The sequence below is a fragment of the Clostridium manihotivorum genome, from assembly GCF_004015185.1.
In the GTDB taxonomy this organism is placed as follows: domain Bacteria; phylum Bacillota; class Clostridia; order Clostridiales; family Clostridiaceae; genus Clostridium_AR; species Clostridium_AR manihotivorum.
The window spans coordinates 3,183,659-3,204,218 of record NZ_CP025746.1; the positions used below are offsets into that span (position 1 = coordinate 3,183,659).

25 protein-coding genes are annotated in these 20,560 nt (G+C 32.0%); all 25 read left to right on the forward strand.

The features are described 5' to 3' along the window. The first annotated feature begins 41 nt into the window (after window positions 1-41). The 25 genes from C1I91_RS14420 to C1I91_RS14530 all read left to right on the forward strand — a co-directional run bounded on the left by C1I91_RS14420 (window position 42) and on the right by C1I91_RS14530 (window position 20,524). Entirely contained in the window at window positions 42-365 is a 324-nt protein-coding gene (locus C1I91_RS14420) for a hypothetical protein (protein WP_128213481.1), read from the forward strand. Between the two features lie 4 nt (window positions 366-369). Then, window positions 370-864 (forward strand): prepilin peptidase, encoded by a 495-nt coding sequence (locus tag C1I91_RS14425; protein ID WP_128213482.1) that lies wholly within the window; start codon window positions 370-372, stop codon window positions 862-864. A gap of 1 nt (window position 865) precedes the next feature. After that, a complete protein-coding gene (gene cpaB, locus C1I91_RS14430) occupies window positions 866-1,645 on the forward strand; it encodes a Flp pilus assembly protein CpaB (RefSeq protein ID WP_128213483.1) in 780 nt (259 codons plus the stop codon). A gap of 25 nt (window positions 1,646-1,670) precedes the next feature. Beyond that, a complete protein-coding gene (locus tag C1I91_RS14435; protein ID WP_128213484.1) occupies window positions 1,671-2,477 on the forward strand; it encodes an AAA family ATPase in 807 nt (268 codons plus the stop codon). After that, window positions 2,474-3,820, forward strand: a complete 1,347-nt coding sequence (locus C1I91_RS14440; protein WP_128213485.1) for a CpaF/VirB11 family protein — start codon at window positions 2,474-2,476, stop codon at window positions 3,818-3,820. Before C1I91_RS14435 ends, C1I91_RS14440 begins: the two co-directional genes overlap by 4 nt. Then, window positions 3,820-4,761 carry a type II secretion system F family protein gene (locus C1I91_RS14445; RefSeq protein WP_128213486.1) on the forward strand — a complete coding sequence of 314 codons (942 nt, stop codon included), beginning with the start codon at window positions 3,820-3,822 and terminating at the stop codon, window positions 4,759-4,761. The genes C1I91_RS14440 and C1I91_RS14445 overlap by 1 nt, the downstream gene beginning before the upstream one ends. Before the next feature lie 14 nt (window positions 4,762-4,775). Next, window positions 4,776-5,648, forward strand: coding sequence for a secretion protein F (locus C1I91_RS14450; RefSeq protein ID WP_128213487.1), 873 nt, complete (start codon window positions 4,776-4,778; stop codon window positions 5,646-5,648). A 12-nt stretch (window positions 5,649-5,660) separates the two neighbouring features. Continuing rightward, complete coding sequence (locus tag C1I91_RS14455) at window positions 5,661-6,068, forward strand: DUF4320 family protein (protein ID WP_128213488.1); 408 nt, start codon at window positions 5,661-5,663, stop codon at window positions 6,066-6,068. Beyond that, window positions 6,065-6,613: a hypothetical protein gene (locus tag C1I91_RS28205; protein ID WP_238476041.1), complete on the forward strand. Its 549-nt coding sequence runs from the start codon at window positions 6,065-6,067 to the stop codon at window positions 6,611-6,613. The genes C1I91_RS14455 and C1I91_RS28205 overlap by 4 nt, the downstream gene beginning before the upstream one ends. Before the next feature lie 123 nt (window positions 6,614-6,736). Continuing rightward, a complete protein-coding gene (locus tag C1I91_RS14465) occupies window positions 6,737-7,303 on the forward strand; it encodes a DUF6550 family protein (protein ID WP_128213489.1) in 567 nt (188 codons plus the stop codon). 70 nt (window positions 7,304-7,373) lie between these two features. Further along, window positions 7,374-9,086, forward strand: a complete 1,713-nt coding sequence (locus C1I91_RS14470; protein ID WP_128213490.1) for a DUF8193 domain-containing protein — start codon at window positions 7,374-7,376, stop codon at window positions 9,084-9,086. A gap of 9 nt (window positions 9,087-9,095) precedes the next feature. After that, window positions 9,096-9,686 carry an MT-A70 family methyltransferase gene (locus C1I91_RS14475; protein ID WP_128213491.1) on the forward strand — a complete coding sequence of 197 codons (591 nt, stop codon included), beginning with the start codon at window positions 9,096-9,098 and terminating at the stop codon, window positions 9,684-9,686. Beyond that, complete coding sequence (locus C1I91_RS14480) at window positions 9,667-10,041, forward strand: DUF3846 domain-containing protein (protein WP_128213492.1); 375 nt, start codon at window positions 9,667-9,669, stop codon at window positions 10,039-10,041. The genes C1I91_RS14475 and C1I91_RS14480 overlap by 20 nt, the downstream gene beginning before the upstream one ends. Window positions 10,042-10,052: 11 nt before the next feature. Then, window positions 10,053-10,727, forward strand: coding sequence for a hypothetical protein (locus C1I91_RS14485; RefSeq protein ID WP_128213493.1), 675 nt, complete (start codon window positions 10,053-10,055; stop codon window positions 10,725-10,727). A gap of 107 nt (window positions 10,728-10,834) precedes the next feature. Next, the gene (locus C1I91_RS28210) at window positions 10,835-10,990 is read left to right on the forward strand and encodes a hypothetical protein (RefSeq protein WP_164880542.1); all 156 of its coding nucleotides are present in this window, start codon (window positions 10,835-10,837) and stop codon (window positions 10,988-10,990) included. After that, window positions 10,990-12,828 (forward strand): VirB4 family type IV secretion system protein, encoded by a 1,839-nt coding sequence (locus tag C1I91_RS14490; protein ID WP_128213494.1) that lies wholly within the window; start codon window positions 10,990-10,992, stop codon window positions 12,826-12,828. Before C1I91_RS28210 ends, C1I91_RS14490 begins: the two co-directional genes overlap by 1 nt. Before the next feature lie 11 nt (window positions 12,829-12,839). Next, complete coding sequence (locus tag C1I91_RS14495) at window positions 12,840-13,670, forward strand: C39 family peptidase (protein WP_128213495.1); 831 nt, start codon at window positions 12,840-12,842, stop codon at window positions 13,668-13,670. Window positions 13,671-13,684: 14 nt separating this feature from the next. Continuing rightward, window positions 13,685-13,849, forward strand: coding sequence for a hypothetical protein (locus C1I91_RS28215; protein ID WP_164880543.1), 165 nt, complete (start codon window positions 13,685-13,687; stop codon window positions 13,847-13,849). Further along, a complete protein-coding gene (locus C1I91_RS14500; protein WP_128213496.1) occupies window positions 13,827-14,828 on the forward strand; it encodes a hypothetical protein in 1,002 nt (333 codons plus the stop codon). The genes C1I91_RS28215 and C1I91_RS14500 overlap by 23 nt, the downstream gene beginning before the upstream one ends. Window positions 14,829-14,848: 20 nt before the next feature. Further along, on the forward strand, window positions 14,849-15,463 hold the full coding sequence (locus tag C1I91_RS14505; protein ID WP_128213497.1) for a helix-turn-helix domain-containing protein: 615 nt from the start codon (window positions 14,849-14,851) through the stop codon (window positions 15,461-15,463). 302 nt (window positions 15,464-15,765) lie between these two features. Beyond that, window positions 15,766-15,975 (forward strand): helix-turn-helix domain-containing protein, encoded by a 210-nt coding sequence (locus C1I91_RS14510; RefSeq protein WP_128213498.1) that lies wholly within the window; start codon window positions 15,766-15,768, stop codon window positions 15,973-15,975. Next, complete coding sequence (locus tag C1I91_RS14515) at window positions 15,968-17,698, forward strand: type I restriction-modification system subunit M (RefSeq protein WP_128213499.1); 1,731 nt, start codon at window positions 15,968-15,970, stop codon at window positions 17,696-17,698. The genes C1I91_RS14510 and C1I91_RS14515 overlap by 8 nt, the downstream gene beginning before the upstream one ends. After that, window positions 17,695-18,984 (forward strand): restriction endonuclease subunit S, encoded by a 1,290-nt coding sequence (locus tag C1I91_RS14520; RefSeq protein ID WP_128213500.1) that lies wholly within the window; start codon window positions 17,695-17,697, stop codon window positions 18,982-18,984. Before C1I91_RS14515 ends, C1I91_RS14520 begins: the two co-directional genes overlap by 4 nt. Before the next feature lie 15 nt (window positions 18,985-18,999). Further along, window positions 19,000-20,004, forward strand: a complete 1,005-nt coding sequence (locus tag C1I91_RS14525; RefSeq protein ID WP_128213501.1) for an AAA family ATPase — start codon at window positions 19,000-19,002, stop codon at window positions 20,002-20,004. 4 nt (window positions 20,005-20,008) lie between these two features. Continuing rightward, entirely contained in the window at window positions 20,009-20,524 is a 516-nt protein-coding gene (locus C1I91_RS14530; RefSeq protein WP_128213502.1) for a hypothetical protein, read from the forward strand. The last annotated feature ends 36 nt before the right edge of the window (window positions 20,525-20,560 follow it).

The following is a 20,560-nucleotide window of genomic DNA, read 5'->3' on the forward strand; positions in this document are numbered from 1 at the left end:
GTCAGGTGTTTTTTTATTGTCTAAAGCTAGGAGGTACAACCTTGAATAATTATGAAAAAGAAACCTTGTATATTCCATTAGGGTTAAAAACAAAAACAGAAATTTTTGATGGCTTTGGAAAGGAGGAACTTTTTCAAGCCATTATTGCTACTTTAGTTGCAGGAGTAATTGATATAGCTGTATATTTTACTACTAAGAGTATTTCATTTTGTGTGGTATTTATTTTATCTGCAATTGCAGGCTCTGTAATGATGCTAACTAAGGATAAATCTAATATTTCTGTTTTGGATCAGTTGAAGTTTATGGTGAGGTTTGGAAAATCTCAAAAGAAGTATAGATACAAGTATTTAGACGAATGGAATTAAAAATATGAAGACAAAACTTATAAGTTTATTATTAATTATATTAGTAGTAGCTTCTCTACTTACAGCCTTTGATGATATAAATTTGATCATTAAAGGCTTTTTTTATGCTCTAATTTTGGTGTATGGAAGCTATGTAGACATAAGGACAAAGACCATTCCAGATAGGGTTCATGTATTGATTTTACTGGTTAGCTTAATAAAAATAAATTTAATTAGCTCAATACTTGGATTTTTAATTGTACCATTGCCTTTCTTCATAACCGCTTTATTAAAAGGCGGAGGAATAGGAGGTGGAGATGTTAAGTTTATGGCAGCAAGCGGATTTTTCCTAGCTATTAAAGGTGGCTTTATTGCCAGCATCATAGGACTCTTACTTGCTTTATGTGTTAATGCTATAGTCTATAAAGTAAAAAATAAAGATAAAAACATATCATTTCCTTTAGCACCTTATCTTTCGATAGGGTGTTTTTTATCATACTTAATTTTAGGAGGATTTTAGGATGAAGAATTTATTTAAAAACAGAACTGTAGTAGGGATTGCAGCTATTACACTGTCATTAATTATTAGTTTTGGAATTACACCGCTTTTTAATAATGCACTGCAGTCAAAACTTAAGGTAGTTAGAGTTGTTAAAGATGTAGTTAAAGGTGAAGAAATTACAGCAGATAAAGTTCAGATAGTAGAAATAGGTGGTTATAATTTACCTAAAGAAGTGCTTAAGAATAAGGAAAATGTAGTTGGAAAGTATGCAACAGCAGACTTATTTAAAGGTGATTATGTGCTAAATACAAAGGTCTCAGAAAACCCTACATCAGAAAACAAATACCTTTATGGATTTGATGGAAATAAGCAAGCAATATCAATTACAATTAAAAATTTTGCTGCTGGACTTTCAGGAAAACTTGAAAATGGAGATATAGTTTCTATAATTGCTTCTGACTATGGAGATCAAAGACAAACTTTAGTACCAAAGGAGCTTCAATATGTTAAGGTACTTGCAGTTACAACAAGCAAGGGAGCAGATAAGCAAGAAGAGATTCAGATAAATAATGATGATAAAGAACAAGAGCTTCCTTCAGCAGTAACCCTTTTAGTAGATAAGAGTCAATCAAAATTATTAGCGGAATTAGAAACAAAGAGCAAGATTCATTTAACTCTTGTTTATCGTGGAAGTGAAGCAAATGCACAAAAATTTTTAGATGAACAGGATAAGGTTTTAAAAGAAACAAGTGGAGACAGCTCTGCAGTTAATCAAGTAAACACTGTGCAGCAGCCATAGTTAATGTCCAAGGAGGAAAAACTTTATGAACGAAAATCAAATACTTGCCGTATGGGGTAATCCCTCGTCCGGTAAGACAACTACAAGCATTAAAATTGCAAAAGAGCTTTCAGAAAGAGAGAAAAATGTGATTGTTGTATTTTGTGATGTGTTGTGTCCTACTGCTATGACTATATTACCTCATAAAGATTTAGAAAATAAATCTATAGGCAGGTTACTTTCAACACCTACTATAACTCAGGCAGACATTTTATCTCAGTGTATTATTTTAGAGAAAAATGAATATTTAAGCTTTCTTAGTTATGCTCAAGGAGAAAATGTATTTACTTATGCTGAGTACTCTAAAGAAAGAGCAATGGATTTACTAATACTATTAAGGCATCTTGCTGATTATGTTATAGTGGACTGCTCGAGTTATTTTACATCTGATGTTTTATCTACTGTAGCACTTGAAATGGCAGATAAAGTAATAAGACTTAAAAGTGCAAATTTAAAAGCAGTATCCTACTTTGATTCATATTTACCACTACTTGCTGATAGAAGGTTTAATGTAGAAAAGCATATTAAGGCTATATCCAATGTTAAAGATAATGAACCTAAGGAGCAGATAAAAGAAAAGTATCATGGGGTAAAACATGAACTTCTTCATGTAGAAGAAATTACAGAGCAATTTTTATGTGGAGAGCTTTTAAATGATTTAAAAAGTAAAGAAAAAGAAGAATACAATAAGACATTGAAAGATCTAATTGCCTTAGCTTTTGATGAAAAGGTAGAAGAATCAAAGAAAGAAAATAAGGTTTTCTCATGGCTTAAAGGAGGGAAGAGTAGATGAATAATGCAGACTTGTTTTTTAACTCCGCTAAGGTTATAAAGGAGTTTCCAGAGATACTTCAAGAAGTACAGGAGTATATTTCAAATAAATATTCAACTTTATTATCTGATAATCCTGAAGAACAAAAAGAGCAGATTAAATCTTATATTTCTAAATACCTTTTAGATTATCATTTAGGGGTTAAGGATTTAAACTTTGAAGAGTTAGTGGAAAAGCTGTACTCAGAGATGGCAGAGTTCTCGTTCATAACTAAATACCTTTTTAGAAATGATGTAGAAGAAATCAATATAAACCAATGGAAAGATATAAAGATAACCTATTCAAATGGACAAATACTTCCTACAAAAGAAAAGTTTAATTCCCCTGAACATGCTTTAGATGTTATAAGAAGGCTTCTTCATAAATCTGGTATGATACTTGATAACTCTCAACCTGTTGTAAGAGGACATTTATCAAATAAAATAAGAATTACAGTCTTTGGAAATGGGGTAGTAGATCAGGATAAAGGTATTTCTGCTTCAATACGTATTGTAAATCCTCAAAAGCTTGATAGAGAGGATTTTATAAAAAATGAAACTGTAACAGAAGATATGCTTGATTTTTTAAGTGCTTCCCTAAGATATGGATTAAGTATGTGTGCAACAGGAGCAACATCTTCAGGGAAAACAACTTTGATGAGCTATCTTTTATCAACCATTCCAGATGATAAACGTATTTTCACCATAGAAAATGGTACAAGAGAATTTGACCTTGTAAAGCTAGATGAAAAAGGTAATGTTATAAATAATGTAGTGCATACAGTTACAAGATATAGTGAAGACAAAAGGCAGAATATAGACCAAGAAAAGTTGCTTGAAAGTGCTTTAACAGCAAATCCAGATTATATATGTGTGGCAGAGATGAAAGGAGGAGAATCCTTTGCAGCTCAAGAAGCAGCAAGAACTGGCCATGCAGTTATAACTACAACCCATGCAAATTCCTGTGAAGCTACTTATTATCGGATGGTTACTCTTTGTAAGATGAAATATGACATAAATGATGATACTCTTTATAATTTAGTTACAGAAGCCTTTCCTATAGTGCTTTTTACTAAAAAGCTTGAAGATAATACAAGAAAAATAATGGAGATAACGGAGTGTGAAATCCTTCCAGATGGTAAAAGGCAAATTTACACTCTTTTTCGCTATAACATCAAAGAAAATAAAATAGTAGATGGAAAGCTTAGAATAATAGGAGAGTATGAAAAAGTAAATAACATATCAAAGAGCCTGCAAAAAAGGCTTCTTGAAAATGGTATGCCACTTAATATGCTTGAAAATTTACTAAAGGCAGGTGAAGCATAGTGGGACTGCTTAATGTAATAGCATTTTTAGGACTTGTAGCAGGCAGCTTTATACTTTTTTCTTTAAATCTCTTTGAGCTTGCTGAAGCTGTTATTAAGCCATTTAAAAATAGAAAAGCTACGCTGAAATCAAAAGTTAATGAAGTAATAAAAAATAAAAAGCCTAAGGGATTAAAGCTATTAATACAAGAAACAAAAGATATTTTAGAAGCAACCAATAAAAGCGATAATTTTTCAAATCTCTGTATATGGGCTTTTGCATTATTTGTACTAGGAGTAATGATAGCAATTTCATTAAATAACCTTTTCTTAGTACCTATACTTGCTACTGGATTTTCATTACTTCCATTTTGGTATGTTAAATTTACAGCTACATTTTATAAGAAGCAATTAAATGCAGAACTTGAAACAGCATTATCAGTGATTACAACTTCATATATGAGAAGTGAAAGCATTATTACAGCAGTTGATGAAAATATAACCTATATTAATCCACCTGTAGCAGATGTTTTTAAAAGCTTTCTTATGCAGACAAAGCTTATAAACTCTAATATTAAAATGGCATTAGAAAATCTAAAATCTAAAATAGATAATGATGTTTTTAGAGAATGGGTAGATGCAGTTATTGCCTGCCAAGAAGATAAAAATTTAAAAACTACTTTAACACCAATTGTTTCAAAGCTTTCAGATATGCGTATTGTTAGTGCAGAATTAGATTATCTTCTGTATGAACCTATGAAGGAATTTATAACTATGACCATACTTCTTGTAGGAAACATACCACTTATGTATTTTCTAAATAAGTCATGGTATCATACCTTGATGTTTACAGCCATAGGCAAAGCAATTCTTGCAATATGTGCTTTAGTTATCTTCGTATCTTTATCAGCAGTAATAAAAATTACTAAGCCAGTTGAATATAGACAAATTAAAAAGGCTTAAGTGGAGGTGAGAATTTGCTAGGTATATTATTTATTTTTATATGTTTATTTTCCTTTGGAACCTTTATGATAATGGCAGATTTATTTAAACTTCCAAGTTATAAAGCATCTAAAGCAATTTTAAAGGTTAGTAAAAGAGAAAGAAAAAAGGTTAAAAATACTGATGTATTTATTTTAGAGCTATCAACTAAGCTATCAAAATTTATAAAGCTCAATGATTATAAAAAGAAAAAAATGATAGCAAGTTTAAAGTCAGCAGAGATTAATTTATCTCCAGAAACTTATATAGCACAGGCTTTTGTAAAGGCAGGTATTGTATTTTTAATTATAGTACCTGCTTTATTTATTTTACCTATAATTAGTCCTCTAGTTTTGTTTCTTTCAATAGCAGTTTATTTTAAAGAAACAAAAAAAGCTGATGAAGCAGTTAAAAAACAAAGAGAAGAAATAGAATATGAGCTTCCAAGGTTTACTTCAACACTTGTTCAGGAACTAAAGGCAAGCAGAGATGTATTATCAATACTTGAAAGATATAAGCAAAGTGCAGGTAGAAGCATGAAAAGTGAATTAGAAATAACTGTTGCAGATATGAAGTCGGGAAGCTATGAAGCTGCTTTAACTAGATTTGAAACAAGGCTTGGAAGTTCAGTTCTATCAGAAATCGTTAGAGGGCTTATAAGTGTTCTACGTGGTGATGATGGAGTTGTATATTTTCAAATGTTATCCCATGATTTAAAACAGTTAGAGCTTCAAAGACTTAAGACAATAGCAGCTAAGCAGCCAGGGAAGATAAGAAAATACTCCTTTGCCATGCTTATGTGCTTTATATTTATGTATCTCACAGTAATGGGAGTTGAGATAGTTAAGACTCTTGGTAATATGTTTTAGGGAGGTGCAAGGGTGAAAAAGATACTTAAATGCAAACGGGGTGAAGGCTATATTGATACTGTTGTTATTGTAATATCTGCGATGCTTGTCATAGCCTTTGCGGTAAAAGTATTTCCTGTTTTTACAGCTAAAAGTCAGCTTAATAGTTATACAAATGAAATCCTTAGAGAAGCTGAAATTTCAGGAAGGATAGGAAATGAAGTAGCAGAGAGAAATCTAAAGCTAAAGGAACAAACAGGAATTGATCCTAAGATAGTTTGGGAAGCAGATTATATTAGTGGTACAAATAAAGTTCAGCTAAATGATGATATTACTGTAACAGTAACTAAGACATTAGACATAGGGTTTTTTAGCTTTGGCTCTTTTCCTATTGAACTTACATCAAAGGCAACAGGAAGGAGTGAAGTTTATTGGAAGTGATAAAAATAAAAGGGTTATTGAAAGAGAAAAAAGGAAATGCACTTCCGTTTGCCTGTGCTATTGTAATGTCTTTAATCATTATATTTAGTGGAATATCTGAATACTTAAGGCTTCAAATGATTGCTAAAGGTGTTCGTGATGCATTGGAAGCTTCAATCATTTCTGTTGCAGCTGCAAATTATGATGAAGTTTATAACGGACTTCGTGAAGGTTACAGTGGAGGATACTACTTATCTTCAGATAATAAGTGGGAAAGTAAATTAGATAATGGAGATATATATTCAGAGCTTAGTAATTTACTTGGTCTTAAAAAAGAAGGAGGCTATTATGTTAAGTTATCTAATGGAAAGGCAGAGTTTAAAGTATCAGATTTAAAAGTAAATGTAATTAATACTTCTTTAGCTCCAACAGAAACAAGTGGTAATCAAAGGTTTCAAGCAGAAGCATTTATACTTCTTGAAGTCCCGATAGGATTTGGCTTTGATAAAGGTCCTCCATTGAAGATAAATTTAAAAGTAGTTTCAGGATATACACCGAAGTTTTAGGATTTCCACAATTTACATCTGTAAAGATTTGAAAAATATATAGACATTTTGAGTAAAATATGTTTATTTTTTAACAAGTGTAAAAAACATCGCTATATTAAAAATTTGAGGGGGTAATGAGTAATGAAAAAATTAAATTTGAAGGTAAAGAAAAATATCCTAATTTCTATGTGTGCAGTAGTAAGTGTAGTTCTTGTAGTTTCTATTATTTCATTAACTACAAAAATACCGAAGGTTGAGGATATGCCTGCTTTAGCAAACAAGCCAGAAAACGTAACTGTTACAGAGGATGAGAGCAAGAATGAAGAACCTCATCCAGTAGTAGTGCCAGAAGTAAATAAAAAACAGGATTCAGAAAACACAAATAACATACCAGTTCCTAAGGTTACTCAAACTGAAGTTTCAAAATCACAGGTAGTAATTCAAAAGGAGAAGGCTCCTAAGCCAGAGCCTCCCAAAGAAAAACCCAAGACAACTGACAGCGTAACAGATAAAAGCAAAGTTCCTACTTACCCTGATAAGGAAATAAAGCCGCAGGCACAAACACAAACTCCAAAGGCAGGAGAGAAAAACAGTAAAGGACAAGTTTACTTCCCTGGTTTCGGATGGGTTGATGATGGTGGTGCTAATAAAGGCGAAAGTGTAAACTCTACTGGTAGTGTTAATAAGCAAGTAGGTACAATGGATTAAAATAAATATCAATGATTTCATAGAGTATGGCGAGTAAAGCTGTACTCTCTTTTATTTTGGAGGTGTATCAATGAAAAAAATTACAGCTTTTTTGCTTTGTATAATGCTAATTATTACTTCAGTACCTAAAAGTGCTTTTGCTGAAGGAAGTGGAAACTTCGATGGCGGTGGAGGAGGTATGGGAAGTGGTACAAATCAAAACTTTTGGAATGCTGGAAATGATGGTGTTAGAGTTACAGTAATAAGAAACAGTGATAGAATGCCTGTTACTAACTCTATTGATTTTTCAAATAATAATCAACCATCTACTTTGGCTCACTTTGGGAAGAAAAGCAAATTTGATTATAAAAACGGTGCTTCATTAACTCCAAGGATAAATGGATACGTATATTATAGACCTTCTCAGCCTATGCCTAGAATAATAGGATCAAGTAGTTATCAGATAAATATTGAAGCAACTAAAAGATACTTTTGCTCAGAGTATGCATTAAGACTAATCTCAAGCATCACAGGAATGAAATATGAAAATATTATAAGTGGTGACTATAAAATATTACTAGAACCTATAGCATATATGACCTTTCAAGGAATGTATATGGCAATGACTGCTCATGAAGCTGCGTTATATGATGAAGCTTTAGGCGGAGTATTAAGAAGCAAGATGGTGAGCTTATCTCATAAGAATTTACCTCTTGCTTTATTTTTGCAAACTTCTGACTTAGGCTTTCCTGCATGGACAGGTTCAGATAGCCAAAAAGTTACTAATGCCCAGATAAAATCATATTTAGGACTTGGAATAATACGTTTTGCTGATGCAGACAAAGGAGTGCAAGTAAGTACAAGCTCCTATGAATATAGAACCGATACAGATGTTATAACATCCATTACTGTAGCTACAGATAAAAGACGTACTCAAGATAATCCAGTGTCAGTAACCTTTAAGGTAGATGGAAAAAGCTATACAGTGAATGACATTTATATACCTGAAGGAGAATCACAGCTTGTATGGTTTAAATGGCATACTCCTAAAACTCCACAGACTATGAATGTAAATGTCAGTGTAAGTGGCGCTGTTTCTTATGAGTCAAATATCACAGCAAAAATAGTAGAATTAAAAGAAAATACTCCACCAAATCCAACAGCCAATGATAAAAATGATAACTTTAAAGCTTCTAATATTCCAAGTAATCCTCAAAAAACAACAGCAACATGGGGAGAATGGGACAACTATTGGCAGCCACAATGGGAGTGGGAAGCAGATTGGAATTGGATAGATGGACAGTGGGTTGATAATGGGCATTGGATAGATAAAGGAGACTGGAATTTTAGATGGATAGGCTATTCTGCAAGTTTATCAGCTAGTTTAAATGTTAATCCTGATAGCAAAGTTCCAACAACTTTTAATAAAACAATGAAATCAGGTTATGGTATAAACTTAAATACTTCAACAAGCTTAAGCTCCAATGCTTCTAGCCTTGCTGTTACAGGCGCTCAAAATGTAATATCCTATTATCCAGAGTTTAATTATCAAAATTACAATAGAGTTTTAGAGAAAACTTCAGGAGAATATGTAGCAAGTTTTCAGCTGAAGAATAATAAGTATTCTACTTACAATAGCAGAACACATTTTACTCCAGTTTGGTATCCAGATGGAGCTTATGCTGTTTATACTGAAGTTATTGATGCCTGGACTCCAGTTGGCATGTTATCAGCTAACTTAAGTGATTCAGTAAATATAAAAGGTAGCCTTTATGATGATTGGCATATTGGACCTAGAAAGTAGGAGGTACACATGAAATTTAACATAATATATGCTGACCCACCTTGGAGTTATAAAGTGTATTCAGACAAAGGAAAAGGAAGATCAGCAGAAAGCCATTACAGTACTATGAACCATGAAGATATATACAATCTTGATGTAGCAAGTTTAGCTGCAAAAGATTGTATTTTATTTTTATGGGTTACTTTCCCCAATTTAATAACTGGTATAGAAACTATTAAAAGATGGGGATTTACTTATAAAACCCTTGGGTTTTGTTGGGTTAAAAGAAACAAGAAAAGTCCGTCATGGTTTTGGGGACTTGGATTTTGGACAAGAGCAAATCCTGAAATATGTATCATAGCAACTAGAGGTAATCCAAAGAGATTATCTAAGTCAGTTCACTCTATTGTAGATACACCTATAGAGGAACACAGTAAGAAGCCAGATATAGTTAGGGAAAGAATTATTGAGCTATGTGGTGATTTACCAAGGGTTGAATTATTTGCAAGGCAAGAGTATGAAGGCTGGGTTTGTCTTGGAAATGAGATAGATGGTTTAGATATTAGAGAAAGCATAAAAAGATTAAAGGAGAAGGGTTTAGATGAGAGTATTAATAGTTGAGCCGCAAAAAATTCCTTATGAAGCAAACATAAATAAAGACTTACATTCCATGCAAAGAGTTGTTGGTGGACTAATTGAATGTGTTGATTTAGATAATGAAACAACCCTTGTATGTAATGAAGAAGGAAAACTTCAGGGATTAGAAGGAAATAGACGTGTCGGAAGAGATATAATTGCTGGCACTTTTTTTATTTGTGGATTTAATGATGATGGTGAATTTATTTCACTATTCGATGAACAAATCTCAAAATACAAAGACAGATTTTATGAGCCAGAATCTTTTAACTACTACGATATGCAGGAACCAGAATTTTTTCAAATCTTCTATGCAGAAGATGAAGAACTTGAGCTGTAAGGAGGGAAAACATGAATCCTATTATACCAATAGTTGTAATTATCATTTGTTTAATTGGTGGAGGAATAACTTTAGTTTATCTAAAAACTGATAAAAAGAAGGCTAAAGAAACTATAAATAAAGAGCAGAAAACTGCCAATGATTTTGTAAATGTTAAAGAAATTAAAGACCGTTTCCTTTATACAAGGGACGGTCAAATTATTATGTATATAAAAATTAATCCAATAAGCATTGATTTGTTATCAGAAAGAGAAAAAAAGCAGCTTTGTAAAACACTTACTGCAGAGTTATCCAGTGAGCAGAAGCCTTTTAAGTTTCTTGCAGTATCAAGACCAGTAGATATTTCACCACTTATAAATGAATATACACAAATAATTTCAAGTACTTCAGATCAAAAGCAAAAGGATTTGCTTAGAAATGAAATGCTTGTAATGAGCAACTATGCTTTATCAGGAGATGTAGTAGAAAGACAGTTTTATATTATGCTTTGGGAAAAGTATGAAGATGGCATTGAAAGGGATATGACAAGAAGGTGCTATGAATTTGTATCAAAGTTTGAAAGCGGCAATATAAGATGTGAAATATTGAAAGAACAAGATATAGTAAGACTTTGTAATCTTGTTAATAATCCTGCCTATGCAAATGTTGAAGACACAGAGTTTGAAGCAACTATCCCTATACTCTAAAGCTGAAAATTAAACTATTTGGAGGAATTATTATAGCAAATATAGATAACGAAAGAACTAGAATTTTTTATGGAAAGATTGATTTTTATTCTATGACAGGTAAAGTTATGGAAACTATTTATTATGAAAATAGAGAGGAATTTTATCAAGAGATAAAGGACAGCTATGAAGTAGGAAGACCTATTAATCCTACAGTATTATCAAAAGATAAATGCTTTGAAAGAGATTTTGATGAAGAAGATGAAGAAATGGAGATAGATTAATGGCTAAAAATAAAAAGAATACTCAACAAGAAATATCAATAAATAGTGCACTTTTAAATATTATAACTCCAATGGGATTAGAGATTAAAAGAAACAGTCTTGTTATTGGAGAAAATACAGGTAAAGTATATGGAATAGTAAAATATCCTCAGAAAGTTGATTATGGCTGGCTTTCTAAATTAACAAACATACCAAGTACCATTGTCAGTGTATCTTTTACACCAATTGACAATGGTTCTTTTATTGAGAGCCTTTCTAAAAGTGTTATTCAAAATCGTGGAGCAGCGGAGAGTGCAAAAGACCCATTAGCACAAAAGAGAGCTGAAAGAGCTGCTTTAGATGGAGAAAGAATAATGGTTCAGATAGACCAAAATGGCGAGACAGTAGGGCTTATGGGAATAACTATTATGCCAATATCAAAAGATGATGAAGCTTTTAATAAAGTATGCAGAAAAACAGAGAGCACTTGTGCTATGAGTAAATGTAAGCCTAGAACTCTTGCTAATCTTCAAGAGCAGGCTTTTAAAAGTCTTTCACCTTTTTATACAAAAGACGAAAATATAGACCAAATTGTATCAAGAATTATTCCGTTATCCACCTTTGTAGGTGGATTTCCTTTTTCATCAAGTGGTTATAATGATGGTACAGGTTATTATTTTGGAAGGGACACCAGTGGTGGACTTATAGTTCTTGATACTTGGAAAAGAGGTAATGATAGAACTAATACAAACATGGTTATTATGGGAGTTGCAGGAGTAGGAAAGAGCACAGCCGTAAAGCATATAGCATTATCTGAATATATGAAAGGAACTAAAATTATTTTTGTAGATCCAGAGCGCGAGTACAAAGAGCTTTGTGAAGCACTTGGAGGAGATTGGATTAATGCAGGTGGAGGAAGTAATGGTAGAATAAATCCACTTCAAATAAGACCTACACCTGTAGATGAAGATGATGAGCTTTACAAAGATGAAGGTTATGGCATGGGAGATATGGCAATCTATATTAAAAACTTAGAAATCTTCTTTAGTCTTTATCTTCCATCACTTACAGATAGAGAACGAGCTATACTAAAAGACAGCATTATAGAACTTTATAATAATTTTAATATTAGCTGGGATACTGACATAATAAAGTTAAATAATGAAGATTTCCCAATCTTTTCTGACCTATATAAATTAATTGAAAAGAAGGCAAAGCAAAAAGAAAAAACACGCAAGGAAAGTGAACAAAATATATTCGCTGACCTTGCATTACTTTTAAAAGATATTGCTATGGGCAGCGATTCATTCTTATGGAATGGACATAGCTCTATAAAAACAAATACCAGATGTATATGTCTTGATACTCATGATTTGCAAAATACCAATGATAATATTAAAAGAACTCAATACTTTAATATACTTACTTGGTGCTGGCAGGAGATGAGTAAAGATAGAAATGAAAGAGTGTTGCTTATATGTGATGAAGCTTACCTAATGATAGATCCTAACGTACCTCAAAGCCTAGTGTTTTTAAGAAATGTAGAAAAACGTGCAAGAAAATATGAAGCTGGAATTGCTATAATAAGCCACTCAGTGGTTGACTTTTTAGACCCGCAAATTAAAATGTATGGACAGGCTTTGCTTGATATACCATGTTTTAAGATAATTATGGGTACTGATGGACGAAATCTACAAGAAACTAAAGAGCTTTACAATCTCACAGATGCAGAGGAGGAACTACTTGCAAGCAAAAAGAGAGGAAATGCTCTAGTTATGATTGGTTCTAAAAGGCTGCATGTAGTATTTGAAATACCAGAGTACAAATTTGCTTATATGGGTAAAGCAGGAGGAAGATAAGGGGTGGTTTAATGGCAATTGATCCTAAAACAGCAGCGACTATAGCAAAGATTGCAATGCAGTCTGTAAAAGATGAAGAAGAAAGACATAAAACATTTTTGATAATTTTGGCACCGTTAATAGCGGTGCTTTTAATTTTGTCCTTTTTAGTTTATATACTCACAAGTCCTTTTCAAGCAATATCTCACTTTTTTACAGGTAATGAACTAAATTATGTTCAAGACATAACAAGCAGTTATAGCTATGGACAGCTTGTAAATCCAAATGATGAAAGCTATATAGAGAGCAGCGGATCAGACTTTTCGGGAGTTTCATTTAAAGATGGTAAAACAGAAGTTGTTTACTATAATCAAGCAGACACAAGGTGGAAGAATACTCCATATGGAAAGACAGGAACTATAGGAAGAAGTGGCTGCGGACCAACTTCACTTGCAATAGTAGCTTCAAGTCTTACAGATAAAAAAGTTGACCCTGTTCAAATGAGCAAATGGGCTTATGAAAATGGATATTACTTAGAAGGTACCGGTTCTTTTCACAGCTTAATTCCAGGTGGTGCAAAACATTTTGGCTTAAAGGTTGAAGGAGTTAAGTCAAATGAGCCTCAAAAATTAGTAGATGCACTATCACAAGGAAAACTCATTATTGCAATTATGGCAAAAGGACATTTTACAAACTCAGGACACTTCATTGTTCTTAGAGGTGTAACACAAGGCAGAAAAATATTAGTTGCAGACCCTGTAAGCAGAAAAAGAAGTGAACAAGAATGGGATTTATCTATTATCTTAAATGAAACAAACAAAGGAGCGGCAGCAGGTGGGCCATTTTGGATTATTAGCAAATAAGATGGAGGAAGATGATGAAAAAGAAATTACTAATTGAATTATTTATTTATGTCATTATCGTGGTTATAGGCATAGTACTGCTATTTACCTATAAGCCACAAAGAGAGCCAATAACATTGCCATCGGATTTTAAGATTATACAGGGGAGTGAGAGCAATGCTTCTTTGCCTATCAAGTAATCAAAACATAGGTATATTTGACTTTTTAACAAAGGAAAAAGGACTGATAATAAAGAAATTAACTGGGGAGTTTTATCTTAAGAAATTTGTTATTCATGATATGAGAAGTTTAAGCCATTATAGTTATGTAGCTGTTGATTTAAAAGCTATTAAAGATAATGAAAATGAACTTATAGAAGCCTTAGTTGCCTTTAAAACCATGTATGATTCAAGAATAATCATCTTTGCAGAAGGGTTATTAATAGAAGATAATCTCATACAAAAACTACTTAGCGAAAGGATTTATAACATTATAATAGCAGATACGGTTTCAGAAATAAAAGAGCAGATATTAAAATGTGTTAGTGAACAGGGAATGACAATTGAAGATTACAGGGATTCCGAAGGTACAAAAAGTTTATCAAAATATATTTTTAAGCATAAGAATATAAAAATAGCAGTTGCAGGTGCACAAAATAGAGTTGGTACAACTACGACTGCTTTTAATTTAACTAATTATTTGCATGGAATAGGTGCTAAAGTGAGTTACACAGAAGCCAATAATAATGAGCATTTAAAAGATATTGCAGCTTATTATGAGTTTACCATGGTTTCTGATAAATGTATTAAATACAAAGGTATAGGGTATTACCTAGATAAACAATTTCCAAATGATTATAATTTTAATATTTTTGATTTAGGAATATTGAACCTTTCTAGCTTATCAATATTTAAAGCCTGCGATGTAAGAATTTTATGCAGTGGAAGCAAACCTTATGAACTGCCCTGTCTTAATAAAGCATTGAAACTGATAGGAGAAGAAAAAACAAACACTATTTTCTCATTTTCCGCAGAAGCAGGGAGAGTTAATTTGAAGAAACTAACTGAAAGCGAAAATAATAAAGTGCATTTTTCACTATATAATCCTAGTCTTTTTGATGGTAAAGTTAATGAAAAAGTGTTTAAAGATATTTTAATTGATTATATTATAGAAATTTAAGTAAGGGGAGGATGTTTCTGATGAAGAAAAATGAATTGTTAGACCAAGTTTATAAATCAAACTTACCAAGTAGAGCTAAACAGATTATGTTTTATCTTATAAATAGATCTAATGCAGAAGGAACATGCTTTCCTTCTGTTAAAACAATAGCCAGCGATTGCGGTATATCAGCAAGAACAGTTCAAAGAACTATGACAATTATTTTACAAGAAGGATTTATAAAGAAGGATAGCCGATTTAGAGAAAAGGGAGGACAAACATCTAATTTATATACCCTATGTTGTCCTTCTGAAACCAGTGAAGGAGTGGATGATAAAGAGTTAAATATTAAAGAAGAAAAAGTTGAAGATAACTGCAATGAGAATAATATAAAGATGCAAATAGTAACTTTTGACGATTATACATCAAGTGATGACTTAATAAGTGAAATTATTAATGAAGATTTATTAAAAGAAGACGAGCCAAATCATAATGGGGCTACAGAATCATCTTATAGGGATGACAGATCTTGTATACCTACAGAATATTGCTCTATTTTTAAGCCATTCAAGAGAATTGAAAGTAACTGGTGCTTTCTAGATAATTATACAATTGTTCAGTGTCGTAGGGAGGGTGACAGTTTGCAACCACCTTGAACTATATAATCTAAGATATATAGGGTTATTGAAAAATAAGTATTATAACTATATAAAGATACAGATGTTTTAATAATATAGCACTAATACAGAGAAGTAGTTGCCATAGTCTAAATTTATATATATATGCTTAAAACTTGCTATTATTCGTATAACCGTATATACTTAAAATGAGCAATTGTAGGTAAATTATGTATGTGTTCGTGGAGGTCAAAGATCTAAATGATCTATAACAGATAGACTAGAGAGTGGGAACGAGCGAGATAGGCTACCCAGTGTTCCAAATGAAAGGATGGAAAGTTATGGACTTTGTATCGGTAAAAGAGATAGCCGAAAAGTGGAGCATTTCAGAGAGAAGAGTTCAGGCTCTTTGCGAAAAGGGAAGAATTGAAGGGGTTTTGCGGTTTGGACGTTCCTGGGCTATACCAAAGGATGCTGAAAAGCCTAAAGATGCTAGAATTAAGTCTAATAAATGCAATGAAATAGAATACAACGGAGGGTCAAATGATTAATATAAACATAAATGAAAAAGCTAATTTGATATGGTCAGTGGCGGATAAACTAAGAGGAGATTTTAAGCAATCGGAGTACGGTAAAGTTATACTGCCTTTAACTGTGCTGAGAAGGCTAGACTGTGTGCTGGAAGATACGAAAGATAAGGTTTTGGCAAAATACAATGAGCTAAAATCTATTATGGATGAAGAAGTGCTAGATCCTTTTTTAAGAGACGAAAGTGGGTATAACTTTTATAATACAAGTAAATATACTTTTAAGACATTACTAGATGATGCTGATAATATCGAAGCTAACCTAAAAGATTACATAAATGGATTCTCTAAAAATGCTTATGAAATAATTGAAAAATTTGAGTTTGATGTTCAAATAACAAAGCTTGTGAACAGTGAACTTCTTTATATTGTTTTAAGTGAATTTGTAAAGCCAGAAGCAGACTTACATCCCGATAAAGTTTCTAATATAGAAATGGGATATATCTTTGAGGAACTTATACGTAAGTTCTCAGAAATATCAAATGAAACAGCAGGAGAGCACTACACACCAAGAGAAGTTATAAAGCTTATGGTAAATCTGCTATTTATTGAGGATACAGAAATACTTACAGGTTCAGACACACCAAGAACTATATATGATCCAGCCTGCGGTACTGGAGGAATGCTTACAGCAGCAGATGAATACTTAAAGGAACTAAATAGTGAGGCAAAACTTATTCCTTTTGGTCAGGAGTTAAATGGAGAAACTTATGCTGTCTGTGGTTCAGATATGCTTATTAAAGGTGCTAATGCCAACAACATAAAGCATGGAGATACCCTTAAAAATGATATGTATGCAAATGTAAAGTTTGATTATATGCTTTCAAATCCACCCTTTGGAGTTGAATGGAAAAAACAACAAAAGGAAGTTACTAAAGAATATGAAAAACTAGGGTATGAAGGAAGATTTGGAGCAGGTCTGCCTAGAGTATCTGATGGAGCCTTCTTATTCTTACAAACATTAATTTCTAAGATGAAGCCAGAAGGCTCAAGAATAGCTATCGTATTAAATGGTTCTCCGCTATTTACAGGTGATGCAGGAAGTGGAGAAAGCAATATAAGGAAATGGATTATTGAGAATGATTGGCTGGAAGCAATTATAGCTTTGCCGACTAATCTATTTTATAATACTGGAATATCAACTTATATTTGGGTGTTATCAAACAAGAAAAAGCCTTATAGAAAAGGAAAGATTCAGCTTATTAATGCCATTAATATGTATGAAAAAATGAGAAAATCCCTAGGGGAGAAACGTCAAGAAGTACCAGAATGGGCGATTGAAGAAATCACTCGTACCTTTGGAGATTTTAAAGAAAGCAATATTTCAAAGATATACGATAATAATAAATTTGGATACAACAAGATAGTGGTTGAAAGACCATTAAGAGATGAAGAAGGAAATATTATAACTGACAAACAAGGAAATCCAAAGCCAGATGCTAAGCTCAGAGATACAGAGAGTATTCCACTTAATGAAGATATATATGAATATTTTGAGAGGGAAGTAAAACCTTATGTGCCAGATGCTTGGATTGATGAAAGCAAAACTAAAATAGGATATGAAATACACTTTACAAGGTACTTCTATGAGTTTACTATTCCAAGACAATCAAATGAAGTAATGATAGAAATAATGAATATGGAGACAGAACTTCAAGCAGTTCTTGGGAGGTTGTTTGAAGTATGAGACAGATGAAGGATAGTGGAATAAGATGGATAAAAGAAATACCAAGTGATTGGCAAGTAATTAAAGTAAAATATTTAACTTCTCAAGTTGGTAGTGGAAAGACTCCAAAAGGTGGAGCAGAAGTGTATGTTCAAAGTGGAATTATGTTTTTAAGAAGTCAAAATATTTATAATGATGGATTACATTTAGATGATGTTGTATATATAGATGAAAAAACTAATGAGGAGATGTCTTCTACAAAGGTTAAACCATATGATATTCTATTAAACATAACGGGAGCATCTATTGGTAGAACATGTATGGTACCAGGAGATTTTCAAGTTGCTAATGTAAATCAGCACGTATGCATCCTAAGACCTATTCAAGAAAAGATTTTACCAATGTTATTTGAAAAGGTAATGCAATCTTGCTTTGTATTTAATCAGATTTACTCTTTTCAAAATGGTAGCTCTAGAGAAGGACTTAATTTTGGTGATATAGGTAATCTAGTTATTACTATGCCAAAAAGATTAGAAAAGCAAGAAAAGTTAGCTGGTTTTTTAGATAATAAGTGTAACGAAGTTGATAAAGCTATAGAAATTCATCAGAAACATATAGATTTATTGAAAACATATAAACAATCAATTATAACTGAGGCTATAACAAAAGGTATCAATAAAAATGCTGAGATGAAAGATAGTAATATTAGTTGGATTGGCAAAGTTCCATGCCATTGGGAAGTAGGAAGAATAAAGAACAAGTTTGCAATTAAAAAGAACCTTGTTTACACAGAAGATAGAGAAGTTCTTTCACTTACGCAAAGAGGTTTAAAAATCAAAGATATAACAAGTAATGATGGACAATTAGCAGTAAGCTATGCAGGTTATCAAGAGGTTTTAATTGATGATTTTGTTATGAACTCAATGGACTTGTTGACAGGATATGTGGACTGTTCGATTTACGAAGGAGTAACAAGCCCAGATTATAGAGTGTTTCAACTAAATGAGGAGGGGTCAAAGAGATACTACTTATATTATTTTCAAATGTGTTACTTTAGAAAATTATTTTATGGCTTTGGCAGAGGAGTATCACATTTAGGTAGATGGAGGCTGCAAAGAGAAGAATTTTATAATTTTCCATTACTTACTCCCCCAATTGATGAGCAAGAAGAAATAAATAATTATCTAGATAAAAAATGCGAAGATATAGACAAAGCAATAACCATAAAACAAGGATTAATTAAAAAGTTAAATGAGTATAAAAAGAATCTTATTTATGAGGCTGTAACGGGGAAAATTGAGATTTAGCAGGAGGTACTTAGAATGAACATTAGTAAAATTAGCATACAAAATTTTACGGTATTTGATAACTTTGAATTGGAAGCTTCAGAGGGAATAAATGTTATTATCGGTCATAATGGAACAGGTAAAACCCATTTATTAAAGCTGATATATTCAGTATGTGAAAGTGTTAATTATGAGGGGAAAGATGTATTTGATATATCTCAGCCATTTTTTAGAGTAAATTCTATTAACTTAGTAAGAGATAGACAGGATAAAAATAAGAAAACCAATGTGTCAGTTCACTATGCTGATGATAGTAATGCAAGTTATGCAATTATTAAACATGAAGGAATGAAATTAGCAGCAGATGGTTCTAGCTACAATAATATTGACTTTAAGATAAAGGATATATTTATTCCTGCAAAAGAAATGTTGTCTCATTCAAAGGGATTTTTAGCATTAAATAATAAATATGACATGCCCTTCGATAGAACATACGTTGATATTATTACTAATGCAGAACTGCCAGAAACAAGAGAGATATCACAGTTAAATCAAAAGTTATTAGATATTATTTCAAAGATAATTGATGGTAAAGTAGTATATGAGAACGATACTTTTTATGTAATTAAAACAGATGGCTCAAAAATAGAATTTTCCATAGAAGCTGAAGGGTTACGTAAGTTCGGGCTGTTGTGGAAATTAATTAGAAATGGATTAATAGATAAGGATACTGTTCTTCTATGGGATGAACCAGAAGCAAATATTAATCCAGAATTAATACCTGTTCTTGTAGATATTCTTCTAGAGCTTCAAAGGGAAGGAGTTCAAATTTTTGTAGCTACACATAGTTATAATTTTGCTAAGTATTTTGAAATAAAACGAGGAAGTTCAGACAAAGTTATATATCACAACTTATATAAAGCAGAAAATGGTGTTAAAGCTCAAAGTGAAAGTTATTTTGGAAAATTAAATAATAATCCAATCATTGAAGCTGATTCTAAACTTTTAGATGAAGTCATTGAAGGAAGTTTTGGTGAGTGAGCTGATGAAAGATAAAATATTGCTTGATGAAAATAAACAGTACAAATTTGATTTTTCAAATGCGGATTATGTTTGGGAAATACACGAGATAACACGTGATACTATGCTAAGTGATGTGGATTTTATTGCTGAAACTAACAATAAAATACTATTTATAGAATATAAGAATGCAAGTATAAAAGGAGCAGTTAATCCAGATAGAATATTTCAAAAGATAAAAACTGAAGATTTTTATAAAAAGATAGCTCGGAAATACTATGATAGCCTTTTAATATTTTGGGCATGTAATGGAAATCAAAAAAACTTACCTATAGTGTATATTCTTTTAATTGAGCATCCAATGATAGATAAGAAGATAAGAAAAATGCTTAAAGAGAAGATTAACAAACAATTGCCGTTAAATTTAAAAGATGAAAGACTTACTAGAACTATAATTTCTGATTTTGAAGTGTGTAGTCTAGAAGAATGGAAAGAAAAGTTCCCACAAATTAGCATTATACCAATTGAAAAAGAGCAGTAACAAAAAACTAATATATCAACAATACTAAGAGGTGAG